This is a genomic window from Pseudomonas parafulva (assembly GCF_000800255.1).
In the GTDB taxonomy this organism is placed as follows: domain Bacteria; phylum Pseudomonadota; class Gammaproteobacteria; order Pseudomonadales; family Pseudomonadaceae; genus Aquipseudomonas; species Aquipseudomonas boreofloridensis.
Window position 1 is genome coordinate 4,022,860 of record NZ_CP009747.1, and the last position, 17,444, is coordinate 4,040,303.

20 protein-coding genes are annotated in these 17,444 nt (G+C 64.7%); 8 read left to right on the forward strand and 12 right to left on the reverse strand.

Going from position 1 to position 17,444, the window contains the following annotated elements; all coding sequences use genetic code 11:
* Positions 1 to 41: 41 nt before the first annotated feature.
* Positions 42 to 524, forward strand: coding sequence for a TIGR02444 family protein (locus NJ69_RS17560; protein ID WP_039581500.1), 483 nt, complete (start codon positions 42 to 44; stop codon positions 522 to 524).
* Here the strand turns inward: NJ69_RS17560 and NJ69_RS17565 are convergent.
* A complete protein-coding gene (locus NJ69_RS17565; protein ID WP_039581502.1) occupies positions 500 to 1,426 on the reverse strand; it encodes an AlgP family protein in 927 nt (308 codons plus the stop codon). The two genes, NJ69_RS17560 and NJ69_RS17565, sit on opposite strands and share 25 nt — an antisense overlap.
* Before the next feature lie 246 nt (positions 1,427 to 1,672).
* Between NJ69_RS17565 and NJ69_RS17570 the strand changes: the two genes are divergently transcribed.
* Positions 1,673 to 2,317, forward strand: coding sequence for an FKBP-type peptidyl-prolyl cis-trans isomerase (locus NJ69_RS17570; RefSeq protein ID WP_369811411.1), 645 nt, complete (start codon positions 1,673 to 1,675; stop codon positions 2,315 to 2,317).
* A gap of 1 nt (position 2,318) precedes the next feature.
* Here the strand turns inward: NJ69_RS17570 and NJ69_RS17575 are convergent, their stop codons facing one another.
* The 7 genes from NJ69_RS17575 to NJ69_RS17605 all read right to left on the reverse strand — a co-directional run bounded on the left by NJ69_RS17575 (position 2,319) and on the right by NJ69_RS17605 (position 8,745).
* Positions 2,319 to 2,789, reverse strand: a complete 471-nt coding sequence (locus NJ69_RS17575) for an Rsd/AlgQ family anti-sigma factor (protein WP_039581508.1) — start codon at positions 2,787 to 2,789, stop codon at positions 2,319 to 2,321.
* Between the two features lie 221 nt (positions 2,790 to 3,010).
* On the reverse strand, positions 3,011 to 3,511 hold the full coding sequence (locus NJ69_RS17580; RefSeq protein WP_039581511.1) for a disulfide bond formation protein B: 501 nt from the start codon (positions 3,509 to 3,511) through the stop codon (positions 3,011 to 3,013).
* Between the two features lie 289 nt (positions 3,512 to 3,800).
* Entirely contained in the window at positions 3,801 to 5,039 is a 1,239-nt protein-coding gene (locus NJ69_RS17585; RefSeq protein WP_039581514.1) for a heme biosynthesis protein HemY, read from the reverse strand.
* Entirely contained in the window at positions 5,036 to 6,136 is a 1,101-nt protein-coding gene (locus NJ69_RS17590; protein ID WP_039581516.1) for a uroporphyrinogen-III C-methyltransferase, read from the reverse strand. Before NJ69_RS17590 ends, NJ69_RS17585 begins: the two co-directional genes overlap by 4 nt.
* Before the next feature lie 46 nt (positions 6,137 to 6,182).
* Complete coding sequence (locus NJ69_RS17595) at positions 6,183 to 6,950, reverse strand: uroporphyrinogen-III synthase (RefSeq protein ID WP_039581519.1); 768 nt, start codon at positions 6,948 to 6,950, stop codon at positions 6,183 to 6,185.
* Positions 6,947 to 7,888, reverse strand: a complete 942-nt coding sequence (hemC, locus tag NJ69_RS17600) for a hydroxymethylbilane synthase (protein WP_039581521.1) — start codon at positions 7,886 to 7,888, stop codon at positions 6,947 to 6,949. Before hemC ends, NJ69_RS17595 begins: the two co-directional genes overlap by 4 nt.
* 116 nt (positions 7,889 to 8,004) lie before the next feature.
* A complete protein-coding gene (locus tag NJ69_RS17605; RefSeq protein ID WP_039581524.1) occupies positions 8,005 to 8,745 on the reverse strand; it encodes a LytR/AlgR family response regulator transcription factor in 741 nt (246 codons plus the stop codon).
* A 307-nt stretch (positions 8,746 to 9,052) separates the two neighbouring features.
* On the opposite strand from NJ69_RS17605, the gene argH reads away from it, so the two are divergent.
* On the forward strand, positions 9,053 to 10,447 hold the full coding sequence (gene argH / locus NJ69_RS17610; protein ID WP_039581526.1) for an argininosuccinate lyase: 1,395 nt from the start codon (positions 9,053 to 9,055) through the stop codon (positions 10,445 to 10,447).
* Between the two features lie 39 nt (positions 10,448 to 10,486).
* Here the strand turns inward: argH and NJ69_RS17615 are convergent, their stop codons facing one another.
* Positions 10,487 to 11,146: a glutathione S-transferase gene (locus NJ69_RS17615; RefSeq protein ID WP_029612560.1), complete on the reverse strand. Its 660-nt coding sequence runs from the start codon at positions 11,144 to 11,146 to the stop codon at positions 10,487 to 10,489.
* Between the two features lie 151 nt (positions 11,147 to 11,297).
* Between NJ69_RS17615 and NJ69_RS17620 the strand changes: the two genes are divergently transcribed.
* The 4 genes from NJ69_RS17620 (at position 11,298) to NJ69_RS17635 (ending at position 15,846) form a co-directional block, all read left to right on the forward strand.
* Positions 11,298 to 11,603, forward strand: coding sequence for a hypothetical protein (locus NJ69_RS17620; protein ID WP_029612559.1), 306 nt, complete (start codon positions 11,298 to 11,300; stop codon positions 11,601 to 11,603).
* 45 nt (positions 11,604 to 11,648) lie between these two features.
* Positions 11,649 to 11,894 (forward strand): TIGR02647 family protein, encoded by a 246-nt coding sequence (locus tag NJ69_RS17625; RefSeq protein WP_039581529.1) that lies wholly within the window; start codon positions 11,649 to 11,651, stop codon positions 11,892 to 11,894.
* A gap of 170 nt (positions 11,895 to 12,064) precedes the next feature.
* A complete protein-coding gene (locus NJ69_RS17630; protein WP_039581531.1) occupies positions 12,065 to 14,926 on the forward strand; it encodes a class I adenylate cyclase in 2,862 nt (953 codons plus the stop codon).
* 77 nt (positions 14,927 to 15,003) lie between these two features.
* Entirely contained in the window at positions 15,004 to 15,846 is an 843-nt protein-coding gene (locus NJ69_RS17635; protein ID WP_029612558.1) for a hypothetical protein, read from the forward strand.
* Positions 15,847 to 15,880: 34 nt separating this feature from the next.
* Here NJ69_RS17635 and rnk read toward each other — a convergent pair whose 3' ends face one another.
* The 3 genes from rnk to cyaY all read right to left on the reverse strand — a co-directional run bounded on the left by rnk (position 15,881) and on the right by cyaY (position 16,979).
* Positions 15,881 to 16,291 (reverse strand): nucleoside diphosphate kinase regulator, encoded by a 411-nt coding sequence (gene rnk / locus NJ69_RS17640; protein ID WP_029612557.1) that lies wholly within the window; start codon positions 16,289 to 16,291, stop codon positions 15,881 to 15,883.
* Between the two features lie 132 nt (positions 16,292 to 16,423).
* Complete coding sequence (locus tag NJ69_RS22490) at positions 16,424 to 16,645, reverse strand: DUF1289 domain-containing protein (protein WP_080754774.1); 222 nt, start codon at positions 16,643 to 16,645, stop codon at positions 16,424 to 16,426.
* 1 nt (position 16,646) lies between these two features.
* Positions 16,647 to 16,979, reverse strand: a complete 333-nt coding sequence (gene cyaY, locus NJ69_RS17645) for an iron donor protein CyaY (protein WP_029612555.1) — start codon at positions 16,977 to 16,979, stop codon at positions 16,647 to 16,649.
* Positions 16,980 to 17,237: 258 nt separating this feature from the next.
* Between cyaY and lptM the strand changes: the two genes are divergently transcribed.
* The gene (gene lptM, locus NJ69_RS17650; protein WP_039581535.1) at positions 17,238 to 17,441 is read left to right on the forward strand and encodes an LPS translocon maturation chaperone LptM; all 204 of its coding nucleotides are present in this window, start codon (positions 17,238 to 17,240) and stop codon (positions 17,439 to 17,441) included.
* Positions 17,442 to 17,444: the final 3 nt, after the last annotated feature.

Here is a 17,444-nt window from a genome sequence, read left to right on the forward strand (position 1 = left end):
GGCCCACACAGGGCGCTCGATCACTGACGCGAGTCGAACCAATGCACACCGATCTATGGGATCACGCGCGGGCCTTGTATGCCCGGCCAGGCGTCGAGCACGCCTGTCTTGCCTTGCAGTCGCTGGGCGGCGATGTCTGCCTGCTGCTGTGCGCCACCTGGTTGCAAGCGCGGGGCGTGGCGGCAGAGCCGCAGCGGGTGGAAGCATTGCTGGCGGTCAGCGGGCCGTGGCAACGCGACGTGGTGGCGCCGCTGCGGGCGTTGCGTCAGGCATGGCGCGGGCAGGCGGCGCACGACGCTGCGTTGGCGGCGCTACGCGAACAGGTGAAGAGGTTGGAACTGGAGGCTGAGCGCACCGTGCTGGAGCGCTTGCAGGGCATTACCTGCGGGTGGTCGGCGAGTCCACACGGACACGCCGATGATTGGCTGCTACGGCTGGCGCCGGCGCCGACCCACGACCACGACGCGCTGCATCAATTGCGCGCCGCGGCCGCTGCGCTTCAGGAGGCCGAAGAGGACGACTGAGCGTTGCCGCTGGCCACAGGAGCCGCGGCAGGGGTTGCCGAGTTGGACGACGATGCGGCGGTGTCGGCTGGCTTGGCTGCCGGCTTGGCCGCCGCCGGTTTGCGAGCGACGCGCGCAGCGGCTGGCTTGGCCGCAGGCTTCGCGGTTGCAGGCTTGGCGGTCGAAGCCTTGGCGGCGGCAGGTTTGGCAGCAGCTGGTTTCGCAGCGGTGGGCTTGGCGGCAGCTGCTTTGCTCGGCGCTTTGGCCGCTGCAGGCTTGGCGGCGACGGACTTGGCGGCAGCAGGCTTGGCCGCGGTCGCTTTGGCGGGCGTCGATTTGGCCGGGGTTTTGGCAGCAGCCGGCTTGGCGGCGGCGGACTTCACCGCAGTTTTCGCAGCAGGCTTGGCAGCAGGTGCCTTGGCCGGCTTGGTGGCGGGAGCCTTCGCTGCTGGCTTGGCTGCAGCCTTGCCAGCCGGCTTAGCGGCAGGTTTGGACGCTGCTTTGGCGGCGGGTTTGGCGGCGGCACGCTGATCCAGCGCCTTGCCGGCCGCCTCGCGGACCTTACCGACGCCCTGCGCCAGTTTCAGGCTGTCCTGGGCATCGCGCTTGAGTTGCTGAATATAGGTGCGCGTTTGGGTCTGACGCTCTTTCAGCGAATCGAGCAGCGTTTCCAATTCACCGATGGCGCCTTGGGCCTTGCCTTGCGCCTTGGCTTTGCCAGCCTGGGCAGCGTCCTGCAACTTCAGGCGGGCGTTGTGCAGTTTCTCCTGCGCTTTGCCGCGTTGTTTTTCCAACTTGGCGAGCAGTTTCTCCGCATCCGCCAGCGCTTGCGAGCAAGCCTCTTCCAGATGTTCGAGCAGGCTACCGGAAAGTTGCTGGAGCAGGTGCAACGGCGTACTAACGGGCTTCTTCTTGGCCGACATGGCTTACCTCCTGGCTGACGAGAGTGCGGCTCATACTATGCTTCTGCTGCTAACGCCGCTAGGCCATGTTGACAGTATTCTCGGCGGCGCGTTGCATGTTCGGTCAAAGTTGGAAACTTGCATCTGCGCCGGTCTGCCGCCGTCGTGTGGCTGTTCGATAATGGCGGCCTCCCGGCCACGGGGAAAGACTGACATACTTCGCCCTCAACGCCGCAGGAGTCGTCCGTGCACCGTCTTTCGATATTGCTGCTGAGCGCGCTGGCCTTCTCGGCCGTCGCCGCCACGCCCACGTCACCGCCCAATGACCAGGACCTGGCCTACAGCCTGGGCGCCAGCCTGGGCGAGCGCCTGCGCCAGGAAATGCCCGACCTGCAACTCGACGCCCTGGTCGAAGGGCTGCGCCAGGCCTATCAAGGTCAACCGCCGCGTATCGACAAGTCACGCATGCAAGCCATCCTGCAACAGCATGAAGAACAGGCGGCAGCGGCCGGCGCACAGGCCCACACCGACCAGTTGCTGGCCGCCGAGAAGCGCTTCATGGCCACCGAGCGAGGGCGCGCCGGCGTGCATGAGTTAAGCGAGGGTGTGCTTTACAGCGAACTGGCCAGCGGCAGCGGCGCACAGCCCAAGGCCGGCGGCAGGGTGCAGGTTCGTTACGTGGGGAAATTGCCAGACGGCTCGGTGTTCGATCAGAGCCAGCAGCCGCAATGGTTCAGCCTGGATTCGGTCATCGCGGGATGGCAGGTGGCGCTACCGCAGATGAAGACCGGCGCCAAATGGCGAGTAGTGATCCCTTCGGCGCAGGCCTACGGGGCCGACGGGGCGGGCGACCTGATCGCGCCTTACACCCCACTGGTCTTCGAGATCGAACTGCTGGCGGTGGGCGACTGACTCAGGCCTGCACCGCGCCCTCGACCTTGTGCGCGGTGTGCAGCACTTCGATCAGGCAGTCTTCCAGCTCGAAGCGCTCATGCAACAGCCCGCCCAGCTTGCCCAGCTTCTCGGCGAATCGCTCCGGATCGGTGCACTCGCCTTTCTCGCAGTGATCGTTGAACGCCAGGGCGATCTGAGTGCTGTCATCGATGCGCGGGTTGATCTGGGTGGCGAGTCCAAGGCCGCGGGTGTCGCCAAAGGCCTTGGCTTCGCTGACCAGTTGCTCGCTGATCTCGAAGTGCCACGCCGATACATAGTCGACCAGCGCCGCGCAGAAGTCGCGATTCTTGTCCTTGTCGGCGAAGGCAGGCTTGGCGTCACGCAAGGCGTAGAACGCCTGCACCAATTCGTGACGCTCCTTGAGCCAACGGTCGATCAGCTTGTGGACCCCGCCCCACCGTTCCTGGGCGTTCTGGCAACTATCGAGCATGGCAGTCTCTTCCCTAGCTGGGCAGATGCAGCTGCACCCGGCGCCTCGATCGGGCGACACAGCGGTGAAATCAGCGCAACGGCATCGAACCGTGTGATTTAGGTATGTGTGCAGGGCAGATTATTCCCGCACGTGCTGCCCATCAAGGTACGCAGTGGACTAAGTTCATACAAGCGTTCGATAGGCTTGGCCCGAGCCGCTGGTCGTGCGCTTGCCCCAGATCAACCCTTGCCCGGCATGCGCCGGCGCCACGCCAACAGGTGCCAGCATGGCAGTGCCGCCAGCGCCAGGAACGCCAGCAAGCTCCATTCTGGAAGGGTGAGGTCGAGGAAGCTCCAACTGATAGACACGCACTCGGAGTTACCAACCAACAAGCGCGCCAGCGCCTGCGCCCAGGAGCGCTGGAAGGTATGCTCGAACGGTTCGGCCGATACGGTCGGCCACTCGCCCTGTAACCAGACATGCCGGGCGGCCAAGGCCAGGCCGAGGGTGGCCACGACCATTGCTGTCGACGCGTAGGCGCGGGCGCCCTTGAGCCCCGGCGCATGCAGGACAGCGCACACACAGATGACGCCGTAGAGCGCTAGCAGCAAACGCTGGCTCAGGCACAGCGGGCACGGCACCAACCCCAGCCAGTTCTCGAGGACGAACGCTGCCGCCAAGGCCAGCACCGAGCCGAGCAAGCCTAAGAAGAACAGAGGGCGCGAGCGAACCTGCGACATGACCGATGCGAATCCCATGGTGTTCGGAGTGGTTTGAAACGGTAGAGGAAAGAGGACCGCTGTTTCAAGTTGGCTACAGAGGGAAGAAGTCGTTCATTGGAAGGGAAAGATTTCTGATGTCGGTAGGAAGAATCCTAGGCCTTAACGACAATGAAGTAGCGTCTGACCCGCCTGATTGAAATAGGCCGTAAATACTGCGGCGGTCAGGGTGCCCAGCGGCACCCGATCAAGGCGCAGGCGATGCCGGGCCACGCAGCAGAATCACACGGCTCCGGCACCCAGACGCCGCTCAGGCCTGGACCGCCTCAGGCAACGGCAGGGCCAGCAGACGCTCGTCGAGCAGCCCCAGACCCTCCTGGAACAGTTGATTGCTGCGCTCGGTCTCGCCCAGCCCTGCCAACAGTCGCGCAAGCTCGGCACAGGTTTCCGGGTTGCGTTGCATGCGCAGACTGCTCTCGAAGTAGTCGCGAGCTTTGCCCCAGAGGCGGTTCTGCTGGCTCAGACGACCGAGGGTCAGCAGCAAGCTCGGGTCCTGCGGGTGGTCCTTGAGCCAGCCTTCGGCGGTCTGCAACTGGCGCAATGGATCGTCACCGCGCACCAGCCCGTACAGACGCGCCAAGTGGCTTTCATACTGACGCTTCAAGGCGCTGCGCAGCACCTGCTCCGCCTCCCCTTGGGCGCCCACCTGACGCAGTTGCTCGGCATAAGCCAACACCAACTGCGGCTCATGGCGCTGGGCCGAGGTCAGTTGCTGCCAGGCACGCTCCAGCGACTGACGCGCCGCCTGTGGATCTTCACCCCGCGTGGCAGCCAGGCTCAGATTCTGCCCCCAGGCACGCTGTTCCAGTTCGGCCAGCTCTGGGGCCGGCAGCACCTTGCCCTTGCGCAAGTCGGGCAGCAGGCGAATCAACGCAGGCCAGTCGCCGCGCTCGCGGTGCAGACGCTGCAGTAGACGCAGCACCTGGACGTTGTGCGGATGGCGCTCCTGCATCACCAGCAGGGTATCCAGCGCACCGTCGGTATCGCCGCGGTCCATCTGCAGTTGCGCATGGGTCAGCGCAATGGCCAGCTCGGCCTGGGGCTGACGCTCCAAGGCGCGCTCGAGCAAATTGTCACTGTCCTCGGTACGCCCTTGCTCGTTGGCGGCGCGCGCCGCACCGAGGTAATACAACAGCGGCTGACGCTCGGCCTCGGCGGCACGGTGCAGGTGACGCTGAGCACTGGCCCAACGACCCTCGGCCAGGTCCAACTGCCCCTGCTCGATGGCGATGCGCACACGACGGCGACGGTTGCGTCGCGACCATGGGTTGACCACGCCGCTGGAAGTCAGCACCAATCCCACCAGATAACGCAGCAGCAGCAGGGCCAGTACGAACACCACCAACGCGGCCAGCGCCGCCCACAGCCCCGACTGATAGCGGAAGCCCCCGTAGGCGATCAGCACGTAGCCACTGTGCTTGGCGATGGCCACGCCCAGCCCCGCCGCAACGACGATTGCCAGCACGGCCAGCAGGTAGACACGCTTCATGGCTTGGCCCCCTCACCCTCGGCCGGCAGGTGCCGGCGCTGGATGTAGGCCTGCACCGCCGCCAGGCTTTCAGCCAGATCAGGAACCTGCACCGACACCGGCTGTTCGGCCAGGGCGTTGAGGCTGTCGAGCATGGCCTTGCTCTGCGGATTGTCGGCATTGAAGTTGGCCAGCAGCACGCTGCGGGCATCATCCAGCGCACGGGTATACACCTTGTCCTGACCGTTGAGCGCGGCCCACTGGGCCTGTTCGAGGGTCAGGCTCAACGCCAGGCGCACCTGGCTGAGCGACTGCCCGGCCAGCAGCGGACGCACGTTCTGGTCGGCATTGAAGTCGACTTGGAAGTATTTGGAAATTTCTGCCCACCAGTTCGACAGACGCGTGCTGAAGTCGCCGTCTTCGGTCAGCGCACCCACCGCGTTGGCATCGCTGTCGAACTCCGGCGCCAGGGCGCTGAGTTGCTGGACCTGCTCGCGCTGCGCGGCGAGCTTGAGGAACAGGCCGGTTCGGTCAGGTTGCTGGGTGCTTTGCAGGGTCGCCAGGCTGCGCGCCAACTGCTCACGCGCGGCGAACACACCAGGATCGCTCTGCTCGCGCAGAATCTCGTCGGCGCCTTCGACCAGTGCCGTGGCGCTGGTGATGTCCTGCAAGGCTGACAGACGCAGGGTGGCCAGGCGCAGCAGATGCTCAGCCTCGGCCAGCCGCCATTCCTTGCGGCTTTCGCCCAACACCGTTTCCAGGCGCTGACTCAGCCGCTGCTGGTCGCCCTGCAACTGCGCCACCAGACGCCGGCGGTCTTCCAGTTCACTGGCTGCCGGCAGTCCGGCGAGCTGCGAGCCCAGTTGTTGCTGACGCTGCTGCAACGCCTCGGCGCGCTGGTTCAGCGCCTCGATATGCTCGCCCTGGCCCTGCTCGTTGCCTTGCAACTGATGCACCTGCCATGCGCCCCAACCGCCAACGCCCAGACCGGCCGCGCCAAACAGCAGCGCCAGCATGGCCAGGCCGTTGCCAGCCCGCTTGGCCGGCTGCTCGACGGGGGTGTGCGGCGCCTCGGCCGCCGTGGGTTGTTCGTTGTTGGACAAGACAGTCTCGCTCACGTATCCATCCTTTGCATGGGGGCGCCGTCGCTCTGCGCTGGGCGCCTTAAGAGGCAGGTGCAGCGCTGCGCTGCACGGCTGCCAGCAAAGCCGTGGCACTGGCGCCACGGCAATCCACAACCTGTTGGGCACCTGCTGCCCTGGCCTGCTCGGCGACCCGTGGGCTCGGCACGAACAGAGGCATCTGCGCAACGCGGGGCCACTGGGCGCCAGCGAGCCGCTGCAGATGTTCGAAACCCTGCCCACTGCTGACCACCAGCCCGTTCAGGCGTTCCGCTTCGATCCGTTGCAGCAGGCTGCCTGGCGGATGATCCGGCAGGCGACGTTCATACAGTTCCAGATATTCGACACTAGCACCTTGCTCACCAAGACGCTCGGCCAGCAGTTCGCGACCACCCTTGCCACGGACGATCAGGACACGCGCTGTAGGAACCGCGATAGCCTCGCGCAGGACGGACACACCGAGCAAGGCCTCGCTGTCATCACCGGCTGTAGGGTAAGTCACCTGCAGGCCCGTGGCCTGGAGCACCCGGGCCGTGGCTTCGCCCACGCTGAACCAGCCGTGGCGCGGCGCGGCGAGGGCGGCGTCGGCGAGCCGATCCAATAGCAGGCGCGCGGCCGGCTTGCTCACGACGATGATCGCCTGGTAGCTGCCGATAGCGTCCAGTCGCTGCCGCGCGGCAGCGTCCAGGGCGACAGGCGCGATGGCCAACAACGGCAGGCTGCTGCTGGCAATACCCGATGCGCTCAGCACCTGCGCCACCGCCGCGCATTCCTCGGCAGGCCGAGTCAGCAGCAGGCGCCAGTTGCTCACGGATGACCGGCCTCGCCGTAGACGTCCTTGAGGATCGCCTCGGCGCCCTGCGCCAGCAGTGCTTCGGCCACCTGCACACCCAGGCGCTCAGCCTCGACGCGCGGCGCGCGGGCATCGGCCATCAGCAACGTCCCGCCGCTGGGCTGGCCCACCAGCCCGCGCAGCCACAGGTCATCGCCTTCGAGCACGGCGTAGCAGGCGATCGGCACCTGGCAGCCACCGTTCAGACGCTTGTTCATCGCCCGCTCGGCCTTGACCCGATCCGCCGTGTCGGCATGGTCGAGCGGCGCCAGCAGCGCATGGATTTCCCGGTCGGCACTGCGGCACTCGATGCCCACTGCGCCCTGGCCACCCGCCGGAAGGCTGTCGTCGATGCCGATGCTGGAGGTGATACGCGCTTCGAACCCCAGACGAATCAGCCCCGCTGCCGCCAGAATGATCGCGTCGTATTCGCCGGCATCGAGCTTGGCCAGGCGTGTGTTGACGTTGCCGCGCAGGAAACGGATCTCCAGGTCTGGGCGACGGGCCAGCAACTGCGCCTGCCGGCGCAGGCTGGACGTGCCGACGATGCTCCCGGCCGGCAGCGCATCAAGGCTGTCGAAGGTGTTGGAAACGAAGGCATCGCGCGGGTCTTCGCGTTCGCAGATGCAGTACAAACCCAGGCCTTCGGGGAAGTCCATGGGCACGTCCTTCATCGAATGGACGGCGATGTCGGCCTCGTTGTCGAGCAGGGCGGTTTCCAGCTCCTTGACGAACAGCCCCTTGCCGCCGATCTTCGCCAGCGGCGCGTCGAGCAGCTTGTCGCCACGGCTGACCATCGGCACAAGGGACACGATGAGACCGGGATGCGCCTGTTCCAGGCGCGCTTTGACGTATTCGGCCTGCCACAGGGCCAAGGCGCTTTTACGGGTGGCAATGCGGATTTCGCGAGTGGACATCTGACGCACCGAAGCAGAGAAATGCCGGCGATGATAACAGCTCGGCTCGCTTGGCTAGCAGATCCAGGTCATCACAAGGCCTGCCATCCCTGGCGACGGCCATGCGCGGGCAAGGCTTAGAGCTGCTGCATCATCTTGCGCACACCGGCTACATGCCGGCGGCTGACGGTCAGCGCATCGCCGTTCAGGCCCTTGAGGAACAGTTGGAAGTGGCCAAGCGGCGTACGTTGCAGCCGCTCGATGCGATCGCGCGCCACCAGCGCGTTGCGATGGATGCGCACGAAGCGCTCGCCGAACTCGTCTTCCAGGGATTTGAGCGGCTCGTCCAGCAGCACCTCGCCACCTTCGTGGCGCAAAGTCACGTATTTGTGATCGGCGATGAAGTAGATCACCTGACCCAGCGCAATCAGTTCGATACCTTTGCGGGTGCGCGCGCTGATATGGCTGCGTGGGCCTCCACCGGCTTCGGTGGCGGGCCGGGTGAGTGCCGCGAGCTGGGTACGGTTGGGTTTGTCGGCCCTGCGCAGGGCATCGCGCAATGCCTGGGGTTGGGTGGCGTGGCCGACGTGGCTGAGGGTGCTGTGGTTGAACGCCTCCAACTCGTCGTCATCGAGGCAGAACACCACCGCGGGCGGCGCCTCACGTTCGCACAGGCGAGCCGCGACCTGCAGGCCGTCCAGGCCTGGCATGCGGGTGTCGAGCAGCACCACGTCGGGTTTCAAGCTGTCGATCAGTGCCAGGGCCTCCTCGCCGCTGGTGGCACTGGGTTCCAGCACGTTGTAGCCCTCCAGCTCGCCAAGCAGGCGGCTCAGGCGGTCACGGGCCTGGGATTCATCGTCAACGATCAGGACATTCATAATTGCGCTGGATTCCTGAGTGAGTCTCGCAAGGTGGGTCTGCGTGACAGGAGTCGGTGGACCGTGTTGCGGTCACGCTACAGACCCATGCGAAGGCCAAAGATTCACTGGTCCGACAGAATCGCTGCCGGCCCTCTGTGAAACTGTAGACGGTCCGTGGAACGCTGCCGTTCAATCGCTGAATATCCTGTAGCGCCGCTGGCATGCCGCAAAACGGCCATCGCGGCGACCGCTGTCCTACGGACGGCAGCCCAATCCTGCTATCATCGGCGCCACTTTTTCATTCACGCCTTCTATGAGTGGATCCATGAGCACCGACAAGACCAACCAGTCCTGGGGCGGCCGCTTCAGCGAGCCCGTCGACGCCTTCGTCGCCCGCTTCACCGCCTCGGTCGATTTCGACAAGCGCCTGTACCGTCACGACATCATGGGTTCGATTGCCCACGCCACCATGCTGGCGCAGGTCGGCGTGCTGTCGGACGCCGAACGCGACGCGATCATCGACGGGCTGAACACCATCCAGGGCGAAATCGAAGCGGGCCAGTTCGACTGGCGCGTCGATCTGGAAGATGTGCACATGAACATCGAAGCGCGCCTGACCGACCGCATCGGCGTCACCGGCAAGAAGCTGCACACCGGCCGTAGCCGCAACGACCAGGTCGCCACCGACATCCGCCTGTGGCTGCGTGACGAGATCGACCTGATCCTGGCCGAAATCACCCGCCTGCAGCAGGGCCTGCTGGCTCAAGCCGAGCGCGAAGCCGAGACCATCATGCCCGGCTTCACCCACCTGCAGACCGCCCAACCGGTGACCTTCGGCCATCACCTGCTGGCCTGGTTCGAAATGCTCAGCCGCGACTACGAGCGCCTGGTCGACTGCCGCAAGCGCGTCAACCGCATGCCCCTGGGCAGCGCCGCACTGGCCGGCACCACCTATCCCATCGACCGTGAACTCACCTGCACGCTGCTGGGCTTCGAGGCGGTCTCGGGCAACTCGCTGGACGGCGTTTCCGACCGCGATTTCGCCATCGAATTCTGCGCGGCCGCGAGCCTTGCGATGATGCACCTGTCGCGCTTCTCCGAAGAGCTGGTGCTGTGGACCAGCGCGCAATTCCAGTTCATCGACCTGCCCGACCGCTTCTGCACCGGCAGCTCGATCATGCCGCAGAAGAAGAACCCGGACGTCCCGGAGCTGGTGCGCGGCAAGACCGGCCGTGTGTTCGGCGCCCTCACCGGCCTGCTTACCCTGATGAAAGGTCAGCCGCTGGCCTACAACAAGGACAACCAGGAAGACAAAGAACCGCTGTTCGACGCCGCCGATACCCTGCGCGACTCGCTGCGCGCTTTCGCCGACATGATTCCGGCGATCAAGCCCAAGCACGCGATCATGCGCGAGGCCGCGCTGCGCGGATTCTCCACCGCCACCGACCTGGCCGACTACCTGGTGCGTCGCGGTCTGCCGTTCCGTGACTGCCACGAGATCGTCGGGCACGCGGTCAAGTACGGCGTCGACCACGGCAAGGACCTGGCCGAGATGAGCCTGGAAGAGCTGCGCCAGTTCAGCGACCAGATCGAGCAGGATGTGTTCGCCGTGCTCACCTTGGAAGGCTCGGTGAACGCGCGCAACCACATCGGCGGCACCGCACCTGCCCAGGTGCGCGCCGCCGTCGCTCGCGGCCAGGCGCTGCTGGCCGCACGCTGATCGAGCAACGGTCGGGGCTGCCCGCCAGCCCCGGCCCCTTCAGCGCTTGTTCTTGATCATTTCCAGGAACGCCGGCATCGCCGCTTCCTTGTCGGCGACGATCCGCGCCATGTGCGGGTTTTCCTGCAACTTCTGCAACAAGGCTGCGGCCTGCGGGAAGTCAGCGAGGAAATCGATGCCCAGCACCTTCTTGCCTACCGCGCAGGCCAGATCCACCGAGAAGCAGAACATCAGGTCCGCCAAGGTCAAGCGTTCGCCCGCCACATAAGGCGCGAACTTGCCATTGCGCTTGAGCGTGGCGAAGCCCACCAGCAGTTCGGCGCGGGCTTTCTCCTTGACCAGCGGCTCCACCGGCTGACCGAAGAACGCCTCGGCATAGCAGGTGCGCGCGGGCAGTTCGATGTACAGCTCGATTTCCTTGAGCAGCTCGCGCACCTTGGCCAGCTCGAAGGCATCGCGGGGCAACAGCGGATGCTCGGGGTGGGTCTGCTCGATGTACTCGAGGATCACGCTGGTTTCACTCAGGAAACCGTGCTCGGTCTCCAGCGCCGGCACCTTGCCGCGCGGGCTCACCGCCAGCACCTGCGGGGTCTGCCCGGAGACGAACAGCACTTCCTCGAAAGGCACGCCTTTTTCCAGCAGGGCCAGTTTGACCATGTTGTAGTAGTTGCTGACCGCGAATCCGTAGAGCTTGAGCATGGGGTACAGCCTCCAGGCCGTGTGAGGGGTTGGCCCGCACGTTTATAGCCGCACTGGCCCTGCTCTGACCAGCATCATGGCGCACGTCGATGATGGGGCATTGCCCAGGCAGGCATGGCACACTGTGCGCCTTATCCACAGGAGCAGCGCCATGAGCGAACCCACCGACCTCGACAACGACGACGAAGCCTTCGCCGAAGCCACCCTGACCCAGGCTATCGAAAACCAGATCGAAAGCGGCAATCCGCCCGCCGCCAAGGCCACCTACAACAAGCTGAGCCTGGTCGGCTACGCGCATGAGGACATCCTCAACCTCATGGCCCACGTGCTGGCCATCGAGATCGACGCGCTGCTCAATGAAGACCGCGCGTTCAATACCCAATGGTACGAAAACGCCCTGCGCGCCTTGCCGGAACTGCCGCCTGAGGCAAATCAAGGCGACGACGAACAAGTCTGACTACACTCCTGACTTCCATCCTCGTCTGGAAGTCAGGAGTTGCCCATGTCCTTCACCCCCGATCTGATCGCCGAACTGGAAGTGCTTGCCCTGTTCAACCTGGACAGCAGCCAGGAAGGGATCAAGATTCACGCCAACGCTTCGCCCTCGCTCATCGCCGCCGCCAAGCGCCTGCATGAGAAGCAGCTCACCGATCAGCCCGATGGCGGCTACCTGACCAGCCTCGGTCACGACGCGGTCGAGAGCGTGCAACTGCTGCTGAACGTGCTCAAGTCACCACAGCCGGCCTAGCCACGTAAAGACGCCTTCTCGGGATCGCACCGCGCAGGCGTCCCTCACGACGCCTGCCTGCCAGGTCGCCAGCCGCTGGAAAAATGGCGTCAAAATGCCATCCACTCTCTTATGCATTCTTGTCGCTCAGGTTACACTCGCCGACGCATCCCGACTTGCCTGAGCACGTCATGAGCCACCCTCACGAAATTCGCCCCGACCTGGACCAAGGCATTGACCGCAAGGTGCTGTCGACCCTGCGTGGGCGCTTCCTGCAGATCAATCAAGGTCGCCTGGAACGGGCCATGGACGGGCTCTCCAGCCGCCAGCAGACAGTGCTCAAGCTGTTGCCACTGTTCTTCCACGTCAATCACCCACTGCTGCCTGGCTACGTCTCGGGCGGCACGCCAGCCGGCGTATCGGGCTTCGAGCCGGACGCTGAACTGCTGGCCGAAGCCCAGCGCCTGACCCGCTCGTTCACCTACAAGGCACGCCACGGCAACCCGCCTCAGCCGATCCATGGACTGTTTCTGATGGGCAGCCTCGGCACCCTGGCCCAGGCCGAACAGAGCGACATGGACCTGTGGGTCTGCCACGCGCCGGACCTGGCCGAATCTGAGCTGGCCGAACTGCGGCGCAAGTGTCAATTGCTCGAGGCTTGGGCGGCCACCCAGGGCGCCGAGGCGCACCTGTTCATGATCGAGCCGCACGGCTTCGCCCAGGGCCAGCGCGACGGCCAGCTCAGTTCCGACGACTGCGGTACCACGCAGCACTTTCTGCTGCTCGACGAGTTCTACCGCACGGCGATCTGGCTGGCCGGACGCACCCCGCTGTGGTGGCTGGTGCCGGTGTATGAAGAGTCGAACTATCAGGCCTACACCTGCACGCTGCTCTCCAAGCGCTTCATCGGCCCCCATGAGGCGCTCGACCTTGGCCACCTGGCGCACATTCCCGCGCAGGAATTCGTCGGCGCCGGGCTGTGGCAACTGTTCAAGGGCATCGACTCGCCCTACAAATCGTTGCTCAAGCTGCTGCTCACCGAGGCCTATGCCAGCGAGCACCCCGAGGTGCGCTGCCTGAGCCTGGACTACAAACGCGCCGTATTCGCCAATTGCCTGGACCTGGACGAGCTCGACCCTTACGTACTGGTCTACCGGCGCATCGAGCGCTACCTGTTGCAGCGCCACGAGCGCGCGCGCCTGGAGCGGGTACGCCGCAGCCTGTATCTGAAGGTGAACAAGAAACTCAGCCTGTGCGCACGCTCGACCCGCGACGGTTGGCAACAGCGCCTGCTCGCCCGCCTGACCGACGAATGGGGCTGGAGCGATCAGCAACTGGCCCTGCTCGATACCCGCAGTCAATGGAAGGTCCGCCAAGTGGCGCTGGAGCGCCGCGAGCTGGTGAGCGAACTCAATCACAGCTATCGCTTCGTCAGTCAATTCGCCCGCGAAAAAGGCGCCGGCAGCCGCGCCGAGCAGCGCGACCTGAACGTACTCGGACGGCGCCTGTATGCCGCCTTCGAACGCCGCGTCGGCAAGATCGAAGTCATCAACCCCGGCATCGCGCCGGACGTGGCCGAGGACACCCTGACCTTGGTGCAATCGCCCAACCGCAAGGAGCCTGGCACTTACCTCTGGGGACTCTACCCCGGCAGCCTGGGCGTGCATGAATGGGAGCATACCCACCCGCTCAAGCGCTGCCGCGAGCTGATCGAACTGCTGGCCTGGGCGCACCGCAACGGCGTCATCGACAGCAGCACGCGCCTGGCTCTGCACCCTGGGGTCAGCGACCTGAGCGAATTCGAACTGTTCAACCTGATGGGAAGCTTGCAGCAGAGCTTGCCCCTGCCGCTGCAGAACGTCAGCGACATCGACCTGCTGCAACCGAGCGTGGCCCAGGAAGTCCTGCTGCTGGTGAATGTCGGCCTCGATCCGCTGCGTCAACACCGTGACCTGAACATTCTGATGACCACCGAGCGCACCGACTCGCTGAGCTACGCCGGGGTGCGCGAAAACCTGGTGCTGACGCTCGATCAGGTCACCCTCAACAGCTGGAACGAGGTGCTGGTGCAGCGCTACGACGGCGAACATGCCTTGATGCGCTGCCTGCGCGATTTTCTCAACAGCCGTGGCTCACGCACCCCGCGCCCGCGCCTGACGGTACGCTGCTTCTGCCACAACCGCGCCCAGGCCATCGCCCAGCGCGTCGAGGAACTGTTCGACACCGCCCAAGGCCTGCTGGAGCGCAACCTCGGTCATCGGTTCCTGCTGCAGGTGGCGCAGCATACCCATGTGCTGGCGCTCGACGCGGGCCAGGTCGAGCTGACCACGCTGGAAGGGCACGCGGCCCTGCTCACCCACCTGGGCGAAGAGCGCACGCACTACAGCCCCTTGCTGCTGGATGCCCAGGCCCTGACGGATCACGACTTGCCGCTGTTGCTGGCACTGGGTCAGCCCGAGTGCATTCAGGTGTTCTATCGCCTGCATGAAGGGTTCGCCGACCTCTACGTGCTCGACGAGCACGGGGCGTTGTGGCAACAGCAATCACCGCTGCAGGATGAAGAGCACCTGCTGCTGCCCTTGCAGCGTTTCCTGAACTCGGTGGCCATGCGCCGCAAGGCGCGCCTGCCGTTGGACGGTCGCCAAGCGGCGCTGGATATCCACTATTACCAGTTGCTGCCCAATGGCCCGGGAAAGGCTCGAAGCGTGGAGCGGCGCCCGACACCGGCCGTGGACGAAGCCCAGCCCTACTACGAAGTGCAGGCGATCGTTCAGGCCGCCCCACAGCAGGCGCCACAGGTCACCCTGTATTGCGATCAGCTCGAGTATTCCGAGCTGGAGTATGGCGATCAGCTGTATGCCGTGGTCGCGCGACAGATCCTCGAGCAGCGCCACAGCGCAGGTGTTTACCGCTGCTATATCACTGACCTGGACCTGTCGGGCCTGGACGACGAACGACCGGCATCGACTGCGGTTCTGTTGCGCCACAAGCAAGCCCTTGAGCAGGCGCTGAACGATGGCCTGCATCTGCAACAGCACACATCGCAGCCCTGACCCTGCACCGATTCCCGCTGCTGCCAATCCATCGGCCGCACCACCATCAAGGGCTCTTGGCACTGGAGTACTTGATGATGAACAAAGCATGTTGGATGGGCTCGACCCCTGAACTGGGCAGCCTGCGTATTCACGAACTGATTCTGCCCGGCAGCCACGACTCGGGCATGGACACCAAGGTCGGCGGCGTGATCGCCCAGGAGCTCACGCAGGACGTGCCCTGCATCGATCAGGTCCGTGGCGGTATTCGCGTGCTGGACCTGCGCGTGCGGGCATACCACGAATACACCCCGGATCAAGCCTACCGCTATCAGCTGTTCCACATGAGCAGTTCCGGGCGCAACCTGTTCGGCGACGTCCTCAATCAGCTCAAGCAGTTTTTCAAAACGCCGGCCAACGCCAAGGAAATCGTGATCCTCGACTTCCATCAGTTCGAGCGCTTCGGCGAAAAGGAACACGGCTGGCTGCGCGAGGCGATGAACCGGCACTTCGGCTCGATGTTCATCCCCAAGTCCCTGAGCCACCTGACACTGGACGAGTTGTGGAGCCAGCACCCGGGCAAGAACATCGTGATCGCCTACAACCATCAAGACCGCGGCGACTACTGGCCTGGCGTGCGTCAGGTGTGGATCGGTGAAAACACACCCTCGGCCGCCACGCTGAAGGCGTTCATGGACAAGCAACCACCGGTGGACGATACCAAGGGCGAGCTGAGCGCGATTCAGTGCGCCAAGTACAACGTGGCCGAGTTGTTCCGCCCGGATGACTTCAGCGACAAGATCGACGAGTGGTTCGAATCGCAGGACCTGAACAGCTACATCCAGAAATTCCGCATCATCAACACCGACTGGTCGCTGCGCAGCCGCATCGTCGACAACTGCATCCATGCCTGCCAACTGCGGGCCAGGCAGGCCCGCTGACGCTTGTCGGGCAAGGCCTCAAGTCTCGGCCAGCTTACAGATCGAAATCGCCCGCCGCTTCGGGCTGGTATTCGACCGCCAGCAGCTTGAGCTTGAGGGTCTTGCCGCCCGGTGCCGGCCAGTCGATCTGGTCGCCCACCGACAGGCCGAGCAGCGCGCAACCGATCGGTGCGAGGATCGAGACGTTGCCCTCCACGCCCGCGTCCTTCGGGTACACCAGCGTCAAGTGGTAATCCTTGCCGGTGGCCTGCTCGCGGCAGTGCACGCGCGAGTTCATGGTCACCACACCGGCCGGGACTTCCTCGTGACCGACCACCTGATCGGCGCGGTCCAGCTCGTCCTGCAGGGCGAGCACACCCGGCGTACTGTCGTCGAGGCTGTCGATCAGACGCTCCAGACGCTGCACGTCCAATCGGGTGAGGATAAGGGTAGGTTGGGTGCTCATGATCCAGTCGGACTCCTTTCAACGGGGCATTTCAGGCTGTAGATAAAGCAAAACCCCGCCCAAGGGCGGGGTTTGCTGATGGCTTCTGGCGAGGCCAGTAATGGCTCGACACTACCACAGCCGGACAAATACTCAAGCCTCAGGCGTCGCCGCCCTCAGCGTCCGGGCCTCGCGGCAGATGTGCCGGCGCCGTTCATCGTCAGCCGCGCGCCACTCGCGGATGTGCTCCACATGCCGGTAGCAGCCGGTACAGACACGGCGCTCATCGAGCCGACACACATTGATGCAGGGCGAAGGCACGGCTGGGCTGACGTTGCTGTAGAGCGGCTTGGGAGGCCGCGGCTGATCGCTCATGTCAGATCTCGTCGAAGTCCAGCTTCTCGCCGACCCGCTCCCAGACGATGCGTTCGAGCATCTCGCCGAGCAGCTCTTCGCTCTTCTCGCACACCCACTTGCCGCTCTCTTCGTCGTAGTCGAAGTGAAAACCGCCGGAACGGTCGGCCAGCCACAGTTGGCGCAGCGGTTCCTGGCGGCTGAAGATCAGTTGGCTGCCGTTGTCGAACTTGATGGTCAGCACCCCGGCGGAGTTTTCCATGTCCAGATCCAGGTCGGTGTCATCGAACAGATCCTCCAGGGCCTGTTGGGTGGCGTCGACCAGATCGTGGAAACGCGCTTCGCTCAAACTCATTGCAGGAACCTCGGAAATGGCTGCAGGGACGCAAGCCGGGCACGATACCGGCGCAAGGCGCCCAGCTTCAAGCCGTAAGCGGCAAGAGACAAGAAAAACCGCCCAGCGCAGACGACCGGCGCCACCAACTTGCCGCTTGCAGCTTGCCACTTGCCGCTCGCGGCTTGCGGCTCGACTCGCCCGGACCCTCGCATAGGCAATCTGCCGGGCGCTCGGTATACTCGGGCGCAATACTGCTTAATTCAAAGGATTTCGCCCATGAAGCGCCTGATTTCCTCCGTTGCGGCGCTGGTCGCTGTTGCCTGCCTCGTTTCGGCCTGCGGCCAGAAAGGCCCCCTGTACCTGCCTGAAGACGGCAAGGACGGCAAGAGCGCACGCAAGTCGTCGCATCAACACGGGCAGCCGGCCCAGGCCGCGCCGCAAGACGAAGAACCGCTGCCCGAGCAGTCGCCAGCGCAGTAAGGA

Bases quoted from the DNA above. Each gene is read 5' to 3' on its own strand.
- argH (WP_039581526.1), top strand. From the start codon at position 9,053: ATGAGCACCGACAAGACCAACCAGTCCTGGGGCGGCCGCTTCAGCGAG.
- NJ69_RS17625 (WP_039581529.1), top strand. From the start codon at position 11,649: ATGTCCTTCACCCCCGATCTGATCGCCGAACTGGAAGTGCTTGCCCTG.
- NJ69_RS17585 (WP_039581514.1), bottom strand. From the start codon at position 5,039: ATGAAGCGTGTCTACCTGCTGGCCGTGCTGGCAATCGTCGTTGCGGCG.
- NJ69_RS17560 (WP_039581500.1), top strand. From the start codon at position 42: ATGCACACCGATCTATGGGATCACGCGCGGGCCTTGTATGCCCGGCCA.
- NJ69_RS17635 (WP_029612558.1), top strand. From the start codon at position 15,004: ATGAACAAAGCATGTTGGATGGGCTCGACCCCTGAACTGGGCAGCCTG.
- NJ69_RS17620 (WP_029612559.1), top strand. From the start codon at position 11,298: ATGAGCGAACCCACCGACCTCGACAACGACGACGAAGCCTTCGCCGAA.
- NJ69_RS17575 (WP_039581508.1), bottom strand. From the start codon at position 2,789: ATGCTCGATAGTTGCCAGAACGCCCAGGAACGGTGGGGCGGGGTCCAC.
- NJ69_RS17565 (WP_039581502.1), bottom strand. From the start codon at position 1,426: ATGTCGGCCAAGAAGAAGCCCGTTAGTACGCCGTTGCACCTGCTCCAG.
- NJ69_RS17605 (WP_039581524.1), bottom strand. From the start codon at position 8,745: ATGAATGTCCTGATCGTTGACGATGAATCCCAGGCCCGTGACCGCCTG.
- NJ69_RS17580 (WP_039581511.1), bottom strand. From the start codon at position 3,511: ATGTCGCAGGTTCGCTCGCGCCCTCTGTTCTTCTTAGGCTTGCTCGGC.
- NJ69_RS17630 (WP_039581531.1), top strand. From the start codon at position 12,065: ATGAGCCACCCTCACGAAATTCGCCCCGACCTGGACCAAGGCATTGAC.
- cyaY (WP_029612555.1), bottom strand. From the start codon at position 16,979: ATGAGTTTGAGCGAAGCGCGTTTCCACGATCTGGTCGACGCCACCCAA.
- lptM (WP_039581535.1), top strand. From the start codon at position 17,238: ATGAAGCGCCTGATTTCCTCCGTTGCGGCGCTGGTCGCTGTTGCCTGC.
- rnk (WP_029612557.1), bottom strand. From the start codon at position 16,291: ATGAGCACCCAACCTACCCTTATCCTCACCCGATTGGACGTGCAGCGT.
- NJ69_RS17615 (WP_029612560.1), bottom strand. From the start codon at position 11,146: ATGCTCAAGCTCTACGGATTCGCGGTCAGCAACTACTACAACATGGTC.
- NJ69_RS22490 (WP_080754774.1), bottom strand. From the start codon at position 16,645: ATGAGCGATCAGCCGCGGCCTCCCAAGCCGCTCTACAGCAACGTCAGC.
- hemC (WP_039581521.1), bottom strand. From the start codon at position 7,888: ATGTCCACTCGCGAAATCCGCATTGCCACCCGTAAAAGCGCCTTGGCC.